The sequence below is a fragment of the Desulfobotulus alkaliphilus genome (assembly GCF_007830435.1).
Taxonomy (GTDB): domain Bacteria; phylum Desulfobacterota; class Desulfobacteria; order Desulfobacterales; family ASO4-4; genus Desulfobotulus; species Desulfobotulus alkaliphilus.
In genome coordinates this window covers 145,623-163,952 of record NZ_VLLC01000005.1, presented here as the reverse complement: position 1 = coordinate 163,952, position 18,330 = coordinate 145,623, and the positions used below count along the sequence as shown (strand labels likewise).

Annotated in this window: 10 protein-coding genes; 8 read left to right on the top strand and 2 right to left on the bottom strand. The window is 46.9% G+C overall.

Annotation, left to right across the window (positions count from 1 at the left end; all coding sequences use genetic code 11):
- Positions 1-367: 367 nt before the first annotated feature.
- Positions 368-631, top strand: coding sequence for a hypothetical protein (locus LZ24_RS05075; RefSeq protein WP_144683007.1), 264 nt, complete (start codon positions 368-370; stop codon positions 629-631).
- 42 nt (positions 632-673) lie between these two features.
- Positions 674-1,993, top strand: a complete 1,320-nt coding sequence (locus tag LZ24_RS05070) for a tetratricopeptide repeat protein (protein WP_144683005.1) — start codon at positions 674-676, stop codon at positions 1,991-1,993.
- 131 nt (positions 1,994-2,124) lie between these two features.
- Here LZ24_RS05070 and LZ24_RS05065 read toward each other — a convergent pair whose 3' ends face one another.
- Positions 2,125-8,046, bottom strand: a complete 5,922-nt coding sequence (locus LZ24_RS05065; protein WP_144683003.1) for a DEAD/DEAH box helicase — start codon at positions 8,044-8,046, stop codon at positions 2,125-2,127.
- A gap of 15 nt (positions 8,047-8,061) precedes the next feature.
- Positions 8,062-11,073 carry a hypothetical protein gene (locus tag LZ24_RS05060; protein ID WP_222427536.1) on the bottom strand — a complete coding sequence of 1,004 codons (3,012 nt, stop codon included), beginning with the start codon at positions 11,071-11,073 and terminating at the stop codon, positions 8,062-8,064.
- Positions 11,074-11,785: 712 nt separating this feature from the next.
- Between LZ24_RS05060 and LZ24_RS05055 the strand changes: the two genes are divergently transcribed.
- The 6 genes from LZ24_RS05055 (at position 11,786) to cas6 (ending at position 18,327) form a co-directional block, all read left to right on the top strand.
- Positions 11,786-12,151, top strand: coding sequence for a PEGA domain-containing protein (locus LZ24_RS05055; protein WP_186442941.1), 366 nt, complete (start codon positions 11,786-11,788; stop codon positions 12,149-12,151).
- 203 nt (positions 12,152-12,354) lie between these two features.
- Entirely contained in the window at positions 12,355-12,759 is a 405-nt protein-coding gene (locus tag LZ24_RS05050) for a hypothetical protein (RefSeq protein WP_222427535.1), read from the top strand.
- A gap of 305 nt (positions 12,760-13,064) precedes the next feature.
- Positions 13,065-14,075 (top strand): hypothetical protein, encoded by a 1,011-nt coding sequence (locus LZ24_RS05045; RefSeq protein WP_144682995.1) that lies wholly within the window; start codon positions 13,065-13,067, stop codon positions 14,073-14,075.
- Positions 14,068-15,159: a hypothetical protein gene (locus LZ24_RS05040; protein WP_144682993.1), complete on the top strand. Its 1,092-nt coding sequence runs from the start codon at positions 14,068-14,070 to the stop codon at positions 15,157-15,159. Before LZ24_RS05045 ends, LZ24_RS05040 begins: the two co-directional genes overlap by 8 nt.
- Positions 15,160-15,251: 92 nt before the next feature.
- Positions 15,252-17,294, top strand: coding sequence for a S16 family serine protease (locus tag LZ24_RS05035; RefSeq protein WP_144682991.1), 2,043 nt, complete (start codon positions 15,252-15,254; stop codon positions 17,292-17,294).
- A 202-nt stretch (positions 17,295-17,496) separates the two neighbouring features.
- Entirely contained in the window at positions 17,497-18,327 is an 831-nt protein-coding gene (gene cas6 / locus LZ24_RS05030) for a CRISPR system precrRNA processing endoribonuclease RAMP protein Cas6 (protein WP_186442940.1), read from the top strand.
- The last annotated feature ends 3 nt before the right edge of the window (positions 18,328-18,330 follow it).

Sequence of the window (18,330 nt, the reverse complement as noted above, 5' to 3'; positions counted from 1 at the left end):
TAAGGTTCTCTTTTAGGGTCCACGAACATGCCCGATTAGAGGGGATTGAGACACGTATTTCTCAGACCTGCTGGCAGCAATGGAAATTTCATGTCCACGAACATGCCCCGATTAGAGGGGATTGAGACAAATCCACAAAGGGTACTTCCCCTATGGGATCTTGTGTTTGGGTCCACGAATAGGCCCCGCTTAGAGGGGATTGAGACTGGCTGCTTCAAAGATTTCCTTCGGACACCAGCTTTCGTAGTCCACGAACATGCCCTGATTAGAGGGGATTGAGACTTCCTTGGTTTTATTTGTGTCTATTCGTGTTCATTCGTGGTTAAGTCCACGAACAGGCCCCGATTAAAGGGATGGATTAAAGCCATTGGGAAGTGAAGATTGGGAAGTGGGAAGAATTAAAAAATCTGATTTCTACAATCACTTAGCCATGCTTTATGCCAGAGAAATTCCATGGCAGGATTTTGCGCTGTCAGCGGGCACCCGTATAAAGGGTGGCCCAACAAAACAGGGCCATAAAAATCCATTGGAGTGTGTTTCAATCCTATCCTCAATAAAGTTTCTTTCAGTTTTTAAAAAAAATATCCCCGGTGCCGTTCTGGTTTTTAGAGTTTGTCACAATGGCCATTGACATAAGGCGGTATGACAGAACCTAAAAGAATGAGGAGGCACCATGCAGACAAACCTTTCCAATTCCAATGCACAGCCCCGTAATTCTGTCCCCATGGCCCTGATCCTGCCCTGGGAAAATCGTAAACCCCGTTCCGCAGAACCCGGTATCCGGCTCATTGAGCGGCTGAAGGTGATGGCAAGGGATGCCCGCTGGCAGGGTATCATTACAGAAGCCTATCCTTTGGAAGAACGCAGGCCGGATTGTCTGGGTACGGTACATGAGGCGGATATCCGTGGAGAAATTGCCTTTGCCCTTGGTCAGATGGGGGAATCGGATGCTGCCGTTGAGGAACTGCAGAAAGCGTTGGTCCTTCAACCCGATAGTTTCCGTCTGAACAGCAGCCTTGGCTATACCGCTTATAACAGCCTGCTTGATCCGGGAGCACGCAAAAAAGGGCTTTCGGGCAAACGCCGAAAGGAACGGCTGAGCCTTGCCATTGAGCATCTTGAAGCCGCCCTTCGCCTGAAGCCGGATTCCGTGACCAATGCCTACCGAAGGGGCATGGTTGCCCACCGCATTGAAGACAAGCCAAAGGAAGCCCTCACCTATTTTCATAAGGCTGTGGATATCTGGGAGGGGCTTTCCATGGATGAGCAGGGCAGCCGTCATATGGAGCGTAAAAATTGTGTCAAGAGCCTCTATCATCTGGTGCTGTGCTATCTGGCCGTTAAAGATCCTGAGACGGCATCGGCTTACATGACCCGGTTTGCCGAAGCAGACCCCCATGGCAAATGCATTGAACCTGTCTTTCGTTTTTTTACGGAGGGAAAGATATTCTTTGCAAAGGGCTTGTTTGAAAATGCCGTGGAATCTCTGGAGGTTGCCTGGCAGCGAAAAAGCAGAAAGCCCGTTCCCTTTGTTCCGGAGCTTATGGCCCGCTGCCATCTTCTCATGAATGATGTGGCTGCCGGTCTTGAAGCCATAGGCAGGATTCCTGAAAAGTTCCGGCCACCCTGGTGCCGGTGGACAGAAGCGGATCTCCATTGTGCAGGGGGGCGTTTCCATGATGCCGAACGAATATTGCGCAAGGCAGCGGAAGAAGATACACGATATCGCCATAAGGCCTTAATCCGCCTTGCTGCTGTGGCCTATGTGACTGGCCGCCCGGAAGACTGCATGGTCCATGCCGATGATGCGGGGGCATTTTTCAAGGAAAGGTGGGGGGAGATCATGCACACCTCCATCGAATGGAAGGCCAGGGCACTGGAAGCCATGGGAAGAATGGATGAAGCCTTTGTTCTGTATGATGAGCTTGACAGGTTAAGACCCGCCGAGGCAGAGGCAGGTAAAGAAACAGAGGGGTATTCCCTTGCTGGCTGAACATTTTCGGGCAATGAAGCACTGCCACATAAATCACTTTAGAAATTTCTGTTTAAAATAAAAACCCTTTGATTTCGCCGCCGGAAAATGCCTTTGCATATCCAGCTCTGCGAAAACAAGGGGTTTTTTTGTCAGGTTTCATCAGAAGAAATGGGGTGAAAGGAAATTTCCACTTTCTCGCTTGCATCTGCAAGGCTGTGGAGATTTTTGAGGATATGCCAGGTATATATTTCCGTACTTCCATCCCCAAGGATTAACTCTGCCCTGATCATGCTTGGCATGGGTACTGGCGAGGTATGTCTGTTGAGCAGACTGATCTGTATGGTGTCGCTGCTTAGCTTTTCACTTTCAAGTTCTTTTATTAAAAGGTTGCGTATTTTTCCGGGGGACTGCCGGTTTTCTCCACGGATATCAGGCTCCAGAGAGCATATATGGAGCTTTTTTATGGTGTCGGACTGTTTGGCAATGGCCTGAATGATTTTATGCAGGGCCTTTCTGTGGGGTTCATGGATGCACAGGGCATCCTGTATAAAAAGGGAAGAGATGGGGTTTCCATCAATTATTTTAAAAATCTTCTGAAGATTTCTGCTCTTTGCAGGGGCAAGAGTAGAGAATTCAGGCGCACCAGCATCACAAACATTGGTGGGGTGCTGGTAGGCAGCAGAGAAAATTTTTAAAATGTCAGCCGTTTCTTTTTTACCACAGGAAGTCTGCCATAAGGGTTCAGAGAGAATATTTTCAAGAATTGCATCACAGGCCTGCATTCCCAAAAATGAAATGGGCTTTTCCCCGTCGGTTCCCACGATCAGTGGAAGATCCTCTGGGGCTGTATCCATGTGGGTGAGTACAAGGCATCTTTTTTGGATGTAAGGTCTGAGCTGTCGCCAGCACTCATGCTCCATCAGGCTTATGCTTTTTGCCTGCCATGGTTCTTTCTCACTAAGATGACAGATGATTTTTTTACCTGCATCCATTTCTTTTTTCATCCAGCACAGGGCGGGCTGATCCGGGAGCGTATCCAGAGTCATCAGTTTTTCACCCCTCAGGTGAATGGTCCCAAAGGGGGTAAGGAGGTGGCTCAGTTCTTCAAAGGAAGCTTCCTTCCATGGAGCGGATGAATCGGGGAGCAGGCGTTTCGTATTGTTTCCCATCAGGCTTTCAAGCCACTGGAGGCATGGTTTACGGCAGAAGCTGTCCCAGAAACGCTGATTGGAATAATCACACAGGCAGGCCCGGCATGCTGTATCGCAGGATTCAGGGCAGAGAAGTTTTTCACAGGCATGGCGCAGAAGTTCCAGGGCAGAAACGTTCATTAAAGAACGGGCATAGCCTGCACCGCCGGGAATGGCATCGTAAAGAATAATGTCCATGCGCTTTCTGCGGATCTTCACGCTTGACCGGATTTCACTGTCCTGAATATTCAGCAGATTGATTGCTGCAAAACGCAGGGCTTCTGCAAGTGTATACGCCATGGTTCTGGCATTTACTGCGGGTCTGGATGGATCTTTTTTTTCTTCGGAGTGATGATAAAGCGGGCTTAAAAATCGAAAGATTGCAATATCCGTATGAAATGTATGGGCAAGGCAGACAGGTTTGGATAGCATATTTTCGCTACAGTTTTCACCTGTTCTTATATCCTTGTGTACCTTTTTGTCCCGTGAGTCTTTCTGGGCAGATTCCATGTAATTGCATTTCTGGCACCTGTGGAAGCCTGCTCCTTTGTTCCCTTTATTCACAACAAAAAGCTGGCCTGCCTGTTCAAAGCCTTCTGGTACGGCCTTGAGCAATGCCCTCCGTACCATGGGATGATCTGTTTCCAGAAAATCATTGCTTAGGGCCCGTGTAATGAGGCGGGCCTCTTCGGAAAAAACTTTTACGGGCCGCACATGGGCCGGACTTTCTCCATCCCTGTTACTATGGGCGTTCATAAATCCATGGGGTTCAATAAAATTCTGTTTTCTATCACGCCATGGACTGCCACAGAAAGGACAATGGGCGGAAAGATCTCTTGCTTCTTCTCTTATTTCCACATGGTTGCAGTCTCTGCATACCCTGAAAACCCTTTCCGGCATAAACTGCTTTGGCATAAAGGTAAGCCCGGCACTGGTCCAGATACGGCCATTGGCCACTACGCGGCTGCCGGGGGCATATTCACTGATCCCCAGCACAGCATCCCTTGTAAGGGCAATCTCTTTTTCATTAAAACCGGAATAATTTTGTGATTGGTTTTTCCTGATTATTTCGAGGCTCAGTGAATGAACAGGAAAGCTGTATGTGGGAATAAGGCCGTGGCGCACAAGCATATTGACCAGAAACTGTTGCATGAACTGTTTTGTAAGGTTTTGCCAGACAAGAGCCCGTCTGGGGTTTTTCTGGGATGAGTATTCGTTTAATTTATCATGATAAATCTGAAGACGGGCAAGGATTGTGGCTGCAAAATGTTCCATTTTATCTGAAAAAGTATTTTCAAGGGCAAACGTATCCAACCCGCAGACCGAGGATATATCTTTTGGAAGGGCTTTGAGAAAATCTGTTGCTTCTGCAAGGCTTTTTTTCCCGGCTGGGCCTTGCAGCCATGTCCGCAGCTGATTCATAAAAAGCTGAAGATCATTATTATTTTCAGGGTTGCTTCCGAAATCATCACCGAAAAGATGAGTGAGACAGGGAGCATGGACACCTTCTTTGATATGTTTCTTTAAAAAACCTGAAAGAAGAATGGAAAACTGGTGGCGGTGCAGGAGCTGTGCATTGCCAAGATGGACACCAGGTACCGGAGCGGGTGTTTTCAGGTAATTGTGGAAATCACGAAACACGCTCTGATCATAGCGGCTGCCCTTTGCAAGGGTAATGCAGAAGGGGGCCGCCTGCGCCCGTCTTCCTGCCCGACCTGTCCTTTGCTGGTAGTTGCTGATGCCGGGAGGAATATTGAGGCAGACAATGGCTTCCAGTTCGCCCAGATCCACACCCATTTCCATGGTTGTGGTACAACTGAGAAGGTTGATTTTCTTTTCAGCAAAACCGGTCTCTATTTTCTGACGGATTTTCTGGGAGAGGACTGCCGTATGTTCCCTTGCAATGAGCGTTCCCGCTTCGCCCTTACTGAAAAGATGGAAATAGTGATTTTGAAGGAGCTGATTTTGCCATTTTTCTGATTCAATTTCTTTAAGGCTACCCTTGCAGCGGAATGAAGGGCAGCGACAATCCACATGATGAAAGAACAGGATGCCACAGTTTTCACACTGGAAAACAGGCCTCTGTCTGGGGGCACAGAGCAGCACCTTGCTGCTGTTAAGGACAAATCCGGGCCTGTTGTTTTCAATAAGTTCATGTTTTTTCATGGAATTCCAGACAGAACCTAAAAACGCCATGCTTTCATCCCTTGTCCATCCAAGCTGCTCTTCAAGATACCATGTACGGCGGTTATGGCGTTTTCCTGCATTCATGGCAGGCATCCATGCATGGCTTACATTGCTTCCTGAGCTTCTTTGAATTTCAAAGGCTTTTTTTTCACCGTAAAGATCGCCCCAGATATGGATGTTATCCATATCCACATCCTCTGTTGGCGGGGTAATGGCCTTTTCCCTGCGGATATGTTCAAGGAGAATATGGGTCATGGATTCAGCAAATTCTTTGTGCCTTGGCATGGCCTTTTGTACATCTTGCACAAAAGGCCTTAAAATTTCCTCATCATAGCTGACCATTACGGCACCAAGGGCTTCAAGGGAGTTCCGACGACCTCCCGGAGTGCAGAATTCCGCAGCCACAAGTCCTGTCAGTGTCTCTCTCTGGGCATTGTTTTTTGATATGGGGCTGCCATTATGATCCAGAATAATGGGCTGGGAACTTTTCTTCCATTTTTTGATGACAAGACCTGCCGTATCTTCAAAATCAATTCCTTCCCCTTTTTTTTGTTCCAGTGCCTGAAATATTGCTTTGCGAAGTGCCAGATCATTGGCTGTCCGCTCAAAGTAGGGGGCAAAATAACCTGCATCCTGCCGGTTGTCTGAAAAGGTAAGGAGATTGCGGCCACCAAGGGGAAGAATGCTGCTTTTTTCCCTGTCATCGGGCAGTACATGGAGTACGTGCTGACAGATGACAGCGCCCATGGCTGCATCGCCCGGATGCATGGGGGTTATGACTTCCGCAAGGCCGCCACCAGCCTTGCCGCCGCAGGCAGGGCAGGTTTTGACATAGTATTTTTTTTCCAGATCATCCCTTTTGGTGGCAACTTCATAAAGGGCGATGGTATCGTTTTTTTTCTCATGACCCATACAGCCTGTTTCAGGGTTCAGAAACAGGACCGCAGGTATTTGTGATCCTTTGTTTTTTGATTTATCCGAATCTGCGGGGCTGTCTTCTTCATCCGATTCATCAAGGGTGCCGTTTCCGGGTTTTCCAAGCCAGAAGATTTTGCGTCTGGTGATCATTTCATCACCGGATTCACTGGCAGGAAAAAGCCTGCTGTCTTCCATGGCATGGCCCTCAATGTAGGGTTGTCCGCAGCGTCTGCACACAAGAAGCGGATAAAAGGGTTCACCCTTTTCACCATAGCCATTGCGGAAAAATTTCATTTCAGACCAGCAACCGTCTTTATCCGGTTTCAGATACAGACTGATGCCTTCAATGCCATTGGCGGCAATGTGGTATCGGCAGGGCAGAAGGGGATAGGCTTCCGGTGACTGACGGGCAAGGATGCCTGCCTGTATCACGCCATTCATGGCATGGATGTGAATTCCTGTATCGGCATCCTCAGCAGAAGAAAAAACTTTTTTTGCCAGATCATTAAAGTGGATTACGCTTTCTTCTGTCAGAGCTTTTGCTGTGTCACGAATTTCATTATTTGTACTGAAAATACGAAGAAAAGCCGGACCTTTTTCTTCATCCTCATTGATTTCAAGCCCCGGATGAATCTTTTTTACATCCTCATTCCATGAAGTTATAAAATCTGTGGAATCTTCTTCATCTCCATTGATACGGGTCAGGGTTTGGGAAATGAGAACCCACTGCTCAGCCGAAAGACTCCAGGCTTGTTTTATGCTTTTTTGCAGGTTTTCATGGGGTTCACGGTTTCCACGGATCAGGGTGTGGACCTTTTCTCCGGAAAGGGTGGAGGCAAAGTCAATAAGATTGCGGGTGCTTTTTTCTTCATTGCTCAAGCTTGCACTGGTACCAAAAAACTGCACATCACGGCTGATACCAAGGCGGTTTTTCAGTTTGCGAAGGAGAAATGCAACTTCTGTTGCCTGTGCGCCCGTGTAGGTATGGATTTCATCGAGTACAATACACTGGAGCATATTCTGTGCAAAAAGGGGGGCATTGCGGGGCAGGAGAAGGAGATGTTCCAGCATGGCATAATTGGTCAGAAGGATTTTTGGGGGTGTTTGCAGCATCTGTTCCCTTGTGATGAGCCATGATTCGGGAATCTTGCCATCTAAAACCTGCATCAGTTTTTTATTGTCTTCAAGTTTTTGCTTTTCATCCTGCAAAGATGCGCCTGTACGTATCTGGGATGTGTAGCGGCCAAAGGTGATTTTATGTCTGCCAAGCCACTTGCCAAAAAGGGGGGCAATTCGATAAAAAAGCTGGTCATTGGCAAGGGCGTTCATGGGATAAATAATGAGTGCCCGGACACCGGCAGCTTCAGGCTCCGGGTCTGAGAGAAGCATGTTTGCAATGGGAAACAGAAAGGTTTCTGTTTTTCCGGAACCCGTACCTGTGGCCGTCAGCAGGCTCTGATTTTCCCTGCATGCCCGCTCAAGTGCTTCATGCTGATGTTTGTGCAGGGGCCTGTCCAGCAGTTCGGGAGGAAGATCAAGGAAACCATCATTAAGAAAACCGCCATTGCTCAACACCAGGGAACGCAGGGCAGGGCCTTTTTCAAAATCCGGAAGGGCTTCCACAAAGGGGCCTTTGACCAGATTCTGTCCGGCAAGTCTGCTGACAAATTCTTTTTTGAGTTCAGGATACTTCTGGCTGATGTTTAAGCCTGTAGCGATATATCTTCTAAGGGTTTCTTCAAGCTGCTGTGTGAGATGGCATGGGTTGATTTTCATCTGTATTTCCTTGACTTATAACGTGTCTAAATTTTTGGGTGAAAGACCTGCCTGAAAGCCCCACTCCCAGAAAAGCAGATAAAATCCAAGAAGTTCCTGTCCTGTGCCTGCAAGATAACGGTTGCCAACACCAGCCTCTCCCGCTTTCATTGCAGCACTCTGTTCGAGTTTTGATAAAAATCCTTTTATGGCCTGATCCGCAGGGCTGCCTCCGTGGGCCTGATTGCGGCAAAAATATGCGATACTGGAGAGGTAACAGGAAACTCCCGATGCAAGCTCTGCCTCGGCTGTATCACTGATTCTGCCATCCAGTCCGTAGGAGCTTATTTTCTCCACATCCCCTTTGTTCATTTTCAGGCTGTAAAAAAATGGATTCGTATTATTGGCTTTTTTGCACAAAAGTGAAGCCCAGCTTCTGCGTCGGTTGTTGCCTGTTCCGCTGATGGCCTGATGGTGTTTTTGCAGAAACTGATTCATGGCCCATCTGTAGTGCAATGGCCCAAGGAGTTCTCCTTCTTCAGGCATCCAGCTTGATTTAAATCGCTTTTTCCGCTCTTCCTCAAGATCCATATTTTCCCAGGTTTGAAGATAGGTTTTAATGGTTTGGGCGCTGAATGATGGGTTTCTTCCCGCTATCCAAAAAGAAGAATGAAACACGGGAGACTGGATAGCTTCACTCAGATTTTCAAGCTTTTTCATGTGGACAAGGCAAAACAGCAAAGAACTTTCTTTAGAGCAGAGGCAGGGATACTCTTTGGCAGGCCATGCCATGAGATCCGGTTTTTCATCAAGCATCTGTAAAAGGGGGACCCAGCCGGAAGAAGCATCTTCAGGTGGTCTGTCAGCCAGTGTTTCAATGAGTTTTTCACGACACATTCTATCCCCTGAAACAGCAGAATGGTGGATGTCATGTACCATGCTTTTCCATAAATCAGGCAGCCAGGATCTGATTGTATCCCATGATTCCTGGGAGTGACAGCGCAGAGTCATGTCATGGATTCTTCTGAAAAATGCAATTTTTTCTGATGGTGGAAGGGAAGAATATTCATCTTTGATTGTGGCAGGATCAGCAATGGAACCTTTTTTAATATAAGCAAATGATGAGTATTCATCCTGGCGGGGATTACATATTCTTCCAAAGCGGCCATTGCACTGCATGGAGGGTGTGAAACGCCAGAGGCCGTCCTCCCAGCCTTCCGGAAGAATACTCAGACGGCAGCTTTTTTCTTTGATGGCTATGCGGCAGTTCCCCCCATTCTCAAAGGTAAGTATTTCTTCAAATTCTGCTGATACCTGTGTGCCGATTTTTGCGGTATTTCCCATAAGCAGGTTGATGGCTTCCATCAGAATACGATCCGGAGATACCATGGCCAGAAAAGCCATGGACACATCTTTTTCTGAGTCAGAAACATGAAAATTACTGCAATGGTGAGGTGTTACGAAGGTCAGCAGATCCTTTGCCATACCGCTGTCTCTGCTTTCGTGAATCAGTGTGGGGGAGGTATCTGTAATGACATCATGTAAAGAGGACAGTGATGCACACCATGTATGCTGATTCTGTCGGATGGTCCATGAGGTATTCCCCAGCAAAATCTTCCCTGCATCAAGACCTTGAATGACAACATCTTGATTGTAAACGTTTATAAGGGGAATGCTTTCTCCTGCACAGAGTTCTTTTGTTCTGCAGCTTCCCGATTCAAAGCTTCGCAGCACCATGTGGATTCCCGGTTTTCTCCACGTGGCTGATATTTTGTTGGCACCATCTTGAAAAGTCAGTTGCCATGAGGGTTCTTCAAACTTGTGAATACCAAAAGACCATAGTGATTCCTTGCGGGTCAAGTGAAAATTTTCAGATTGATTTTCCAATAGATTTTCAGGTTTTCTCCGGCATAAAATTGCATTATTTTCAATTTTTTCAAGTCCGTTCCAGATCCTTGCTGCTGTTTTTATCAGAGGCCGGTTGCCGTTTTCAGGAAGGCACTCCACACTGACCATGGACATACCCGCTTTCCATTTTTCCAGCAGAGACTCAAGTTCCATGGAAATATTTTCTTCATTATCCATGTGCAAAGGTACTTCGATAGGTTCTCCAAGATCACGTGAGCGAAGCCGGACACGAAGTTTTTGGTCAGAAAATTCATCGGGAATTCTGATATGAAGTCCAAGATCCCTGGAAGCAAGAAAATCAAGGCCTGCATAATCCCTGTACCATGCCCCCCTAAACTCCATATGGGGCATGGCATTCGCCTGCATCAAAAGTGATGCAGAACCATGAACAATGCGTACTTTTTCTCCCGGCCCGAGATGGATCTCACTGGCATAGATACTGGGGGTATCTGAAATAAGTGTACTGCCTGTATCCGTCAGGTCCGGTTCAAAGCGGGAAAGCAGGGTATAGCTGCCTGGCGGGAGAGTATCTATATCTGTCCCAAAATGGACCCTGTTCAGCAGGCGCATATCCCTCTCACCAAATAAAAGCATGCGATTGTTTTTTGAGTCTTCCCAGACATCAAACTCCATGGAATTGACACCATCGCTGACCTTGATTTTTTGTGGAAGCACTTTGTGGACAGGTAAAAAGGGAGATTCCGTAACCTCACCTTCAAAAAGAATCTCCCCGTCCACTTCAATTCGCCAAAGGCTGTTGTTGCTGCATGGAATATGGATACCAAGTGTTTCATCAAGGAAAATAATGCTTGGAATGCAGGCCTGCCTGTAGCCTTTATTTATTTCCTGCACTCCTTGCAACATAGCCTGCTGCACTGGATTCTGGGGCTTGTTGTTATCCAGAAGATCCAAAAAAAGCTGGATATAGTAACCTTGTTCGTCTTCTTCAATTGCATTTTTTGCAGTAATTGAGAATGGAAGACTGAGTTTTTTAAGCAGTTCTTCCTGCCATTGTTTCAGGCCAGCCGGGTCCTCCCTGTCAGGAAGCCCCATTTTTTCGGCAAGCTGCTGCATGTGTACGGCCAGAGACCCTGCATAAGCAATGGGGACACCCATGTGGCGGGTATATTCCCTTACCATGTAATGGGTTCCCGAAGTTTTGGGGGATACGGAAAGGCCAAGCCCTATACATGTTTTTCGGAAAGCCCGCCATAAACGCTGCTTATTGGTATCTGAGCCGAGGTCGATTTTAAATAAGTTTATGATATATGGATAGATTTTAAAATTTTCCGAAAAATTACTGTTGAGTTCAGCCGTAAGAAGGGTTGTCATAATGGCAGGATAATTACTGAAAGCTGCGCATATCTGTTCTAATGAATTTTCCTCCTTTGAATCTGAAAAATAATCTTTGAGCTGCTGATAAATTTTTTCTGGAATTTCTTTTTCAAAAGTCCCTAAAAAAGGTGCTGTACCAAAGTGAATTTTTTTCTTCAGGTCTTCTTCAATCGTATTGAATATTTTGTGCGGCATGGGTATCTCCCCGCATGAAGTTGATTTATGGCTGTGATTACCAAGAGCTTTAAAAAAGAATAGATCACATCAAAAAGCAAGGATAAGTTGATTAAATTTTAGGCTTCAGGCTTTTTTGATTCGAAATCTTTTTAATTTTATAGACTTGGATCAAGGGCCGCCTGTTTTAAAAAGACCTGGGCAGGAAAAATTTTCAGAAATTTTTTTAAAAAAAGAATCTGGCCAGTGCCGTCAGGTATTATTGGATGCGTCACTGGTATGGGGTAGAGGAACAGCGCATCCGATATTTTCATAATACCTGATGAAAAGGAGGTTGTGCCGAATGCGCTGGTTATTCTGTCTGATGGTTCTGGGAGTCTTTCCCGGTTGTGCAACCATGTTTAGTGGTTCAACGGATACAATCACATTTAAATCTGTCCCGGAAGGAGCTGTGGTAGAAATTGACGGTATGGGTTATGGAAGAACGCCCGTTACTGTTCCTGTAAAAAAACGATCTACTCCACCTCAGGTGCAGTACAAGCTGGAAGAGTATGAATCGAGACATGTATTTCTTCAAAATTCCTTTGATGCTGTCGGTATTCTCAATATTTTCATTTGGCCGGGTTTTATCGTTGATGCGGTGACTGGGAGTATGTGGAAGTATGACAGATACGTTTATGAAGTTGAACTTGAACCAAGAAAAAAATAAGGAGTCGTTGTGAAAAAAAATTTGTTTCCCCTCTTAATAACCCTTTTGTTTTTTAGTACAGTTTCTCCTTCTGTGGCCTCTCCGTGGACAGGAAATCTGAACTTCACCTTAGGTTCAAAGGTTCTGGATGAAGATGACTGGAGACCCCTTGATGAACATGGGCTTTGGGGATCAATGTGGATTTCAAAAAAACGGACTGGCCTGTGAGCATTGCCATTGGAATTTTGTCTTCCTACAATGATGGCTATCTTTATGATTATAATCGTTACTCTGGTTTTAAGCTGTATAAAGTGAAAGCTTATACCCAGGAACTGCGTATGGGAGTGAAAAAAATCTGGGAGCCGGGCAGCCATGTTCGTCCTTTTATTGGCGGGGGAGTTGCACTTTTTCGGGCTGAATTAGAGGCAGAGGCATCCAATGGAATGAAGCATAGTGAAGATGATACTGGTTACGGAATCTGGCTCAGTGGTGGTGTTTACTGGACTCTGGGAAGTTCTTTTAACATCGGTTTTGAACTTGGGGGGTCTTCCGGTAAAGTGACCGTTGGAAATGAAGATATTGATGCCGGAGGCGGCCACTTTGGGCTTCTGCTTGGTTATCACTGGTAAATAATCCGTAAATTTTTCCTTACTTTACAGCAGTTCCCAGGATTTAAAGAATCTGGAAGCTGCTGTTTTTTTAATATTAATCGCATATGTTTTTTATGATTTTTTATCCGGGACACGCATTTATATTTCCTGCCATAAAAAAACACCACAGTGCCGTTATATCAATAGAGGGTCACGTTTTTTTAAGAAAGCGTCCTTATGTGATACATTCTTTTGCTTCAGGCCTTGACCTGCTTTGGCATACCCGCTTAAAAGAAAAGCATTAAATCCATATGGTGATCTTATTCCTGCTTTGAGGTGATGAAATGGAAAGCAAAACAGATAAAAACGGGCTTCATCTCTGGGTCCGGCAGGATCTGGAAAAAAAGGACAGTGTTTTAAAAAAACTGGCTGGCTTTCTTTTGAAAGACAGCAGGAAATGGGGCAGCAGGTTTGATGATCCCTTTGTTCAGGATATTGACGAAATGCTGAGTATCCTTGTGGCAGAAGTTCTTGAAGCCCCTTCCCGCTATGGTGCTGCATTGCAGATGCCCCATCCCCTGCCATGGTTTAAGAAAGTATTCCAGAACCGGATGCAGGACAGAGAGCGTTCTTTGGATGTCAATCCTTCGGCATATTTTCGTAAAAAACTGTTTGAGAATTTAAGCCCGCCTGAAATTCATTCCTTTGCCTGGGGGCAGGGGAAACGGAAGACCCCATGCTATCGCAATACCCCCCCTGATTATGCCCCTTTGCATCTGCCTTATTTTTTCATACAGGATAAACATCTTCCAGCAAACCTTGCGGATATTTCTGGACGGGAATGGGGAAAGCGGAATTATCAGGTATCTGCGGCCCTTTATTTCTGGGATCTTATCGCTGCGGAAGAAAACAGGGTGGATTTTTCCATTGAAAAAGAAAGTCTTCTTTTATGGCTCAGGGAAAAAAGCCATCTGAAAACCGTGTATGACAAAAAAACAGGAATTTCTTTAGATGAAGATGATGAGGTAAAACACCGAAAAGTGGAGGAAGCCACCGGTGCGTTTCCGGATATGGAATATCTGCTGGATGCAAAAAACAGCCTGCAGTCCCTTCCTTTTTTCCGGGAAGCCGTGAAAAAGCTCCTGCCCCCTGAAGGCCTTCAACTTCTGGATGGACTGAATGAAGGCAAAAGTCAGGGTGACATTGCCCGGCAGATCGGATGCAGTGAACCCGCCCTCACACAGCTTAAAAAAAAGTGTTTCAGGATTTTAAAGGAGCATTTCAGTAAAAAGGAAATGGCACTTCTGCTTGCGGATATGAAAAGCAGGCCGAAAGAGGAGGATTTCCATGAATAAGAATTCAGGGTTCTTTCAGGATATCCCTGATGCACTCAGGGAATTTGCCTCAGGCCTTGTATGCCCGCCGCTCCTTCATCTGCTAAATTCTACAGATGATGAAAAGGTGAAAGAACACCGCAGCCGATGTAATCTTTGCCATGGTGATGAAGAGACAGAGGCAGCCCTTTTTTCCCTGAAAGAGGCTTTGGAGAGTCATGGAGATCAGGGGGCGGAAGACAGTGTTTTGCCCGGTCAGCTAAGAAGTGTTTCTCCGGGCAGGGGCGGCTGGTGGGAGGATGGCTACAGAAATCCGCCAGAGGTGCTGGTGCTGGAAACGACAGGGGACTACATCACCTGTATCCCTTGCCATCCTTTTCCCGATGCGGCCATTCCCGGTGATTTCATCTCCGAAGATAGCTTGGGTCTGCCGCTCGTTTTTGTCCCTTGCGGCAAAATGGCCCTGAAACCTTCTGATCTTGGGCCGTCTTGGGGAAAGGCCGAAGGCAGCGTACTTTCAGATCTGAAAAAAATGATTAAAAATCCGATCTTTTACCCTGAACAGGGTATGCGTATTCTTTCTGTCAAAGAAGATGACCCACGGACAGAGCTGCATGGTCTTTTTTTAAAAACAGCCATGGCATGCAGCCGTGTGCCACTTTTTCAGATATTTAGCGGAAGTGCAGAGTTTTGTGACACCCTCAGGAAAAAAACCGGATTCAGGGTGGAGGCAAAAGATAACATCAACCTTGCATTTTTCATGGCATCTCCTCCTGAAGACAGCCTGCCCCTGGTAGCGGCTTCTGAAGAAACCATTGCAATCCGTGTGGCTTATCTGAAAAGGGGAGCGCTGGACCGTATTGATACCTTAAACGTCTCCCTTATGTCGGATTATGTGGATGACAGGGGCTGGAGAAATATTTCAGGAGCTTTTCCTGAAATGATCCGGGGTATCTGCGGCAGCATGGTTATGATTCAGGCAAAGGACGGGCAGATCTACGATGGGGAATGGCTTGAAACGGACGGATGGTTTTTTCAGGCCGCCTTCCGTGCCGAAGTACGCAGTGGCAGCCCTCTGCTGGCACTTGTGGTGAATGGTTCCTGAAAGCAGGGCTGTAGGCTTTTGGCAGGATGGGAAGGCCTGAAAAAGTAGAAGTGGCTTCCAGTCGCTTTGAATAAAATCAATCATGGATTTTAATGTCTTCAGTTTTTATCCGATATCTCCATTTTCTTATGAATTCCCATGGTGGGCCGGATGTTTTCCGTGCTTTTTTAAGGAATGCTTCCCAGCGCTTTCCTGATTTTTCAAACCCGGAATCAGAAAAAGCGTTTTTTAAGCTGGATGCGGCTTTAGAAAAGCGGCCTTCCTGCCGGATACTGCTGCACCGGCGTCTTCTGCTGGAAGGGCTTATGCAGAAAGACCCATGGATCATGGGCTTATGCAAGCAAATCTGCCCTGCTTCTTTTCCATTTCATCTTAAAGACAGGGTGGAAGGTCTCTGCTTTCCTGTGTTTTTCCAGAATAGTGCCCCCCGGTGGTGGCTGATTCTTGCCGATGAAGAGCTTGCGGATATGGTTATCTACGATGCGGATGACAGTTTTCGGGAAAGCATTCTGAGGGCAGCAGAATGGGCTGGAGTTTCTGCGGGCGTGCATATCCTGCCGGTTGATACGCCAGAAGGTGCTGCGACCCAGCAGGGGGCTTCCGCTGGTCTGGCCTTTTTTCTGGCTTTTTGCAGTCTGAAGCGCCAGAAAGATTATCCGGTGGGTCTGGGGGCTACGGGCTGGCTGGGAGAAAATGGTGACATACTGCCCGTTGCTGGTTTGAGGGAAAAAAGAGACTGGGCAGAAAATGTCCGGATGCGTTTTTTTCTTCTGCCTGAGGCATGCTGTGAGCCGCACTGGGCATCATCCGATCCGGTATGTCTGGGGGTAAACAATATTTCAGATGCTCTTTTGTGCATGGAAGCCTTTGAAGATGGTATGGATTTTTCCGGGATATTATGGAGCAAAGATGCCCGTGCCTGCCTTGATGATTTTATTAAAATTCCCTTTTTCAAACTCCGCCGGATGGTGCAGGAAGAACGTTTTCAAAAGCATCTGGAAGATTATATTAAGGAAGATGGAGCATGGAAAAAAATCTTTATTCTGATCCATGAAAGCATTGTGAAAGGTGAGCTGGAAAAAGCCCTTTTGCTCAAGGATTCCTGTCTTCCCCTGCTCAGCAGGATGCCGGATCAGACAAACTTACATTTTCTCTGGGCCTTTGCCTGTTTTTTTCTGGAGCTTCGCAGGGGACACCCTGAAAGGGCTGCTTCCATGGCTGAAAAAATGCTCTGCCATCAGCAGGCTGTGGAATGGGATGATACCTGCCGAAATATATGGAGAATCGGTATCAGTCTTGACCTGATCCACAAATTCCATGACCGCTACCGCTTTGATGAGCCCTTGCCGGACTGGGTCATGCCTTTGGTTGAAAAAAGCTGTCATAAACTTTCCATCAGAAAACAAAGAGCCGGGCTTGCTGCTGATACAGGGCTGGGTGCCCTCTGCGGTACCTTATCCCAGCATTTCGGTTTCCAGCAGAATTATGAGGTTTCAGTGTACTGGGCAGAAAAATCCATATGGGCCTTTGGAGGAAGGGAAAACACGGAAATGCGTGAAAGCTGGATCAGGGCCTTTCACTATCTTTTTTATGCTGCCTGCGATGCCGGAGATGAGGCCGCTGCAGAAGATGCCTTTCTTATGGTTGCCGGAGGAATTTCCCCAGAAAAATTCATGTTGAAAAAAAGGCACACCCCATGGGAAAGGGCATTGTTTGCAAGATTTGGTGCCGAAGCCGGGACTTCTTCCCTGAAGGAGTATCTTGTTAAAAATCTCTGGCCAGAAGCTTTGGGAAAAAAGGGTCATCCATGGCAGTTGATCTGGCATAATGTGGGCCGCATGGCCCGGTCTCTTGGTGATGAAAAGGCTGCTCTCATTGCCCAGAAAGAAAGTCTGCGGTGCTGTCTGGACAGGATGGGCGGCCCCACCATACGCATGATGGCCCTTCTGCCCCTTTCAGAAATGGCATCCATGGGAAGACTCGATCCCCAAAGGGCCACAAACTGCCTGGCCATGGTACAAAGCTCCATTCCGGAAAAAGACTGGGGAATTACTATTCCTGACAATGCAGACCTTGACTGGCTTCACGGTTTTAATGCAATGAGAAAAAAATGGTTTCCTTTTTCGTACAGGTAGTAATCAAACGGGTAGCAATCAAACTGATGGGCATGGATAAACCTTCGGAATATAAATACCAAAAGAAAAGAAAGTGGCAGACATGCGCTACGGATTTTACAGATTTTTTTGCAAATTTCAGACTCCAGCGGAACTCCCACCCTTTAAGGGTTCCACCTTCAGGGGCGGTTTTGGTCACAGTTTAAAATCAGCTGTATGTGCTTTGAGAAACTGCAAAACATGCAGTGACTGTTCCCTGAGTTCCCGCTGTGTTTATGCCATGGTTTTTGAAACGGAAACGGATGTGGGCCGGGAAAAAGGGGGCCGTGTTTCTGCTCCTCCCCATCCCATGGTATTTGTTCCACCTGAGGATGAAAAAACGGGATATGAACCCGGAGACGGGCTTGTCTGCGGACTTAAGGTTTTTGGTTCTGCCAATGATTATCTCCCCTATTTTGTCCATGCCTTTGAACGTATGGGAAAGGCAGGGCTTGGCAGGAGATTGCAGGGGCAGCGTGGACGTTTTGTGCTGGAAAGGGTGGAAGAATCATTTTTTCCTGAAGTTTCGGTATACGAGAATGGAGGCAACAGCATGACAAGGCCTGAAAACCTGAAAGCGCTTTGCTGGGACTTCCCTGAAACCTGGCCTGCCCATGGAAAGGCCGTGCGAATTGTGCTGGATACTCCCCTCAGGCTTAAGGTGGATGGCCGTCTGCCTGCAGACCTTCCCTTTGATCTCTTTGTGCGGCAGGCTCTGCGGCGCATGTCATCCCTTTTTAATGCATGGGGCGATGGTGAGCCGGAGCTGGATTATCCGGAAATGATACGCATGGCAGGAAATATCCGGATACGGGAAAAAAATCTTCGCTGGTTTGACTGGCAGCGTTACTCCAACCGTCAGGAAAGCAGGATGTTCATGGGGGGGCTGACCGGTGATGTCCTGTATGAAGGAGATCTGACTCCTTTTCTACCCCTTCTGTCCCTTGCCGAAGCCCTGCATGTGGGAAAAAATACCATGTTCGGCCTTGGAAGGGTGCGTATGCTCTGGCAGTAAATT

Bases quoted from the DNA above. Each gene is read 5' to 3' on its own strand.
- LZ24_RS05065 (WP_144683003.1), bottom strand. From the start codon at position 8,046: ATGAAAATCAACCCATGCCATCTCACACAGCAGCTTGAAGAAACCCTT.
- LZ24_RS05040 (WP_144682993.1), top strand. From the start codon at position 14,068: ATGAATAAGAATTCAGGGTTCTTTCAGGATATCCCTGATGCACTCAGG.
- LZ24_RS05055 (WP_186442941.1), top strand. From the start codon at position 11,786: ATGCGCTGGTTATTCTGTCTGATGGTTCTGGGAGTCTTTCCCGGTTGT.
- LZ24_RS05070 (WP_144683005.1), top strand. From the start codon at position 674: ATGCAGACAAACCTTTCCAATTCCAATGCACAGCCCCGTAATTCTGTC.
- LZ24_RS05060 (WP_222427536.1), bottom strand. From the start codon at position 11,073: ATGGTAAGGGAATATACCCGCCACATGGGTGTCCCCATTGCTTATGCA.
- LZ24_RS05035 (WP_144682991.1), top strand. From the start codon at position 15,252: ATGTCTTCAGTTTTTATCCGATATCTCCATTTTCTTATGAATTCCCAT.
- LZ24_RS05045 (WP_144682995.1), top strand. From the start codon at position 13,065: ATGGAAAGCAAAACAGATAAAAACGGGCTTCATCTCTGGGTCCGGCAG.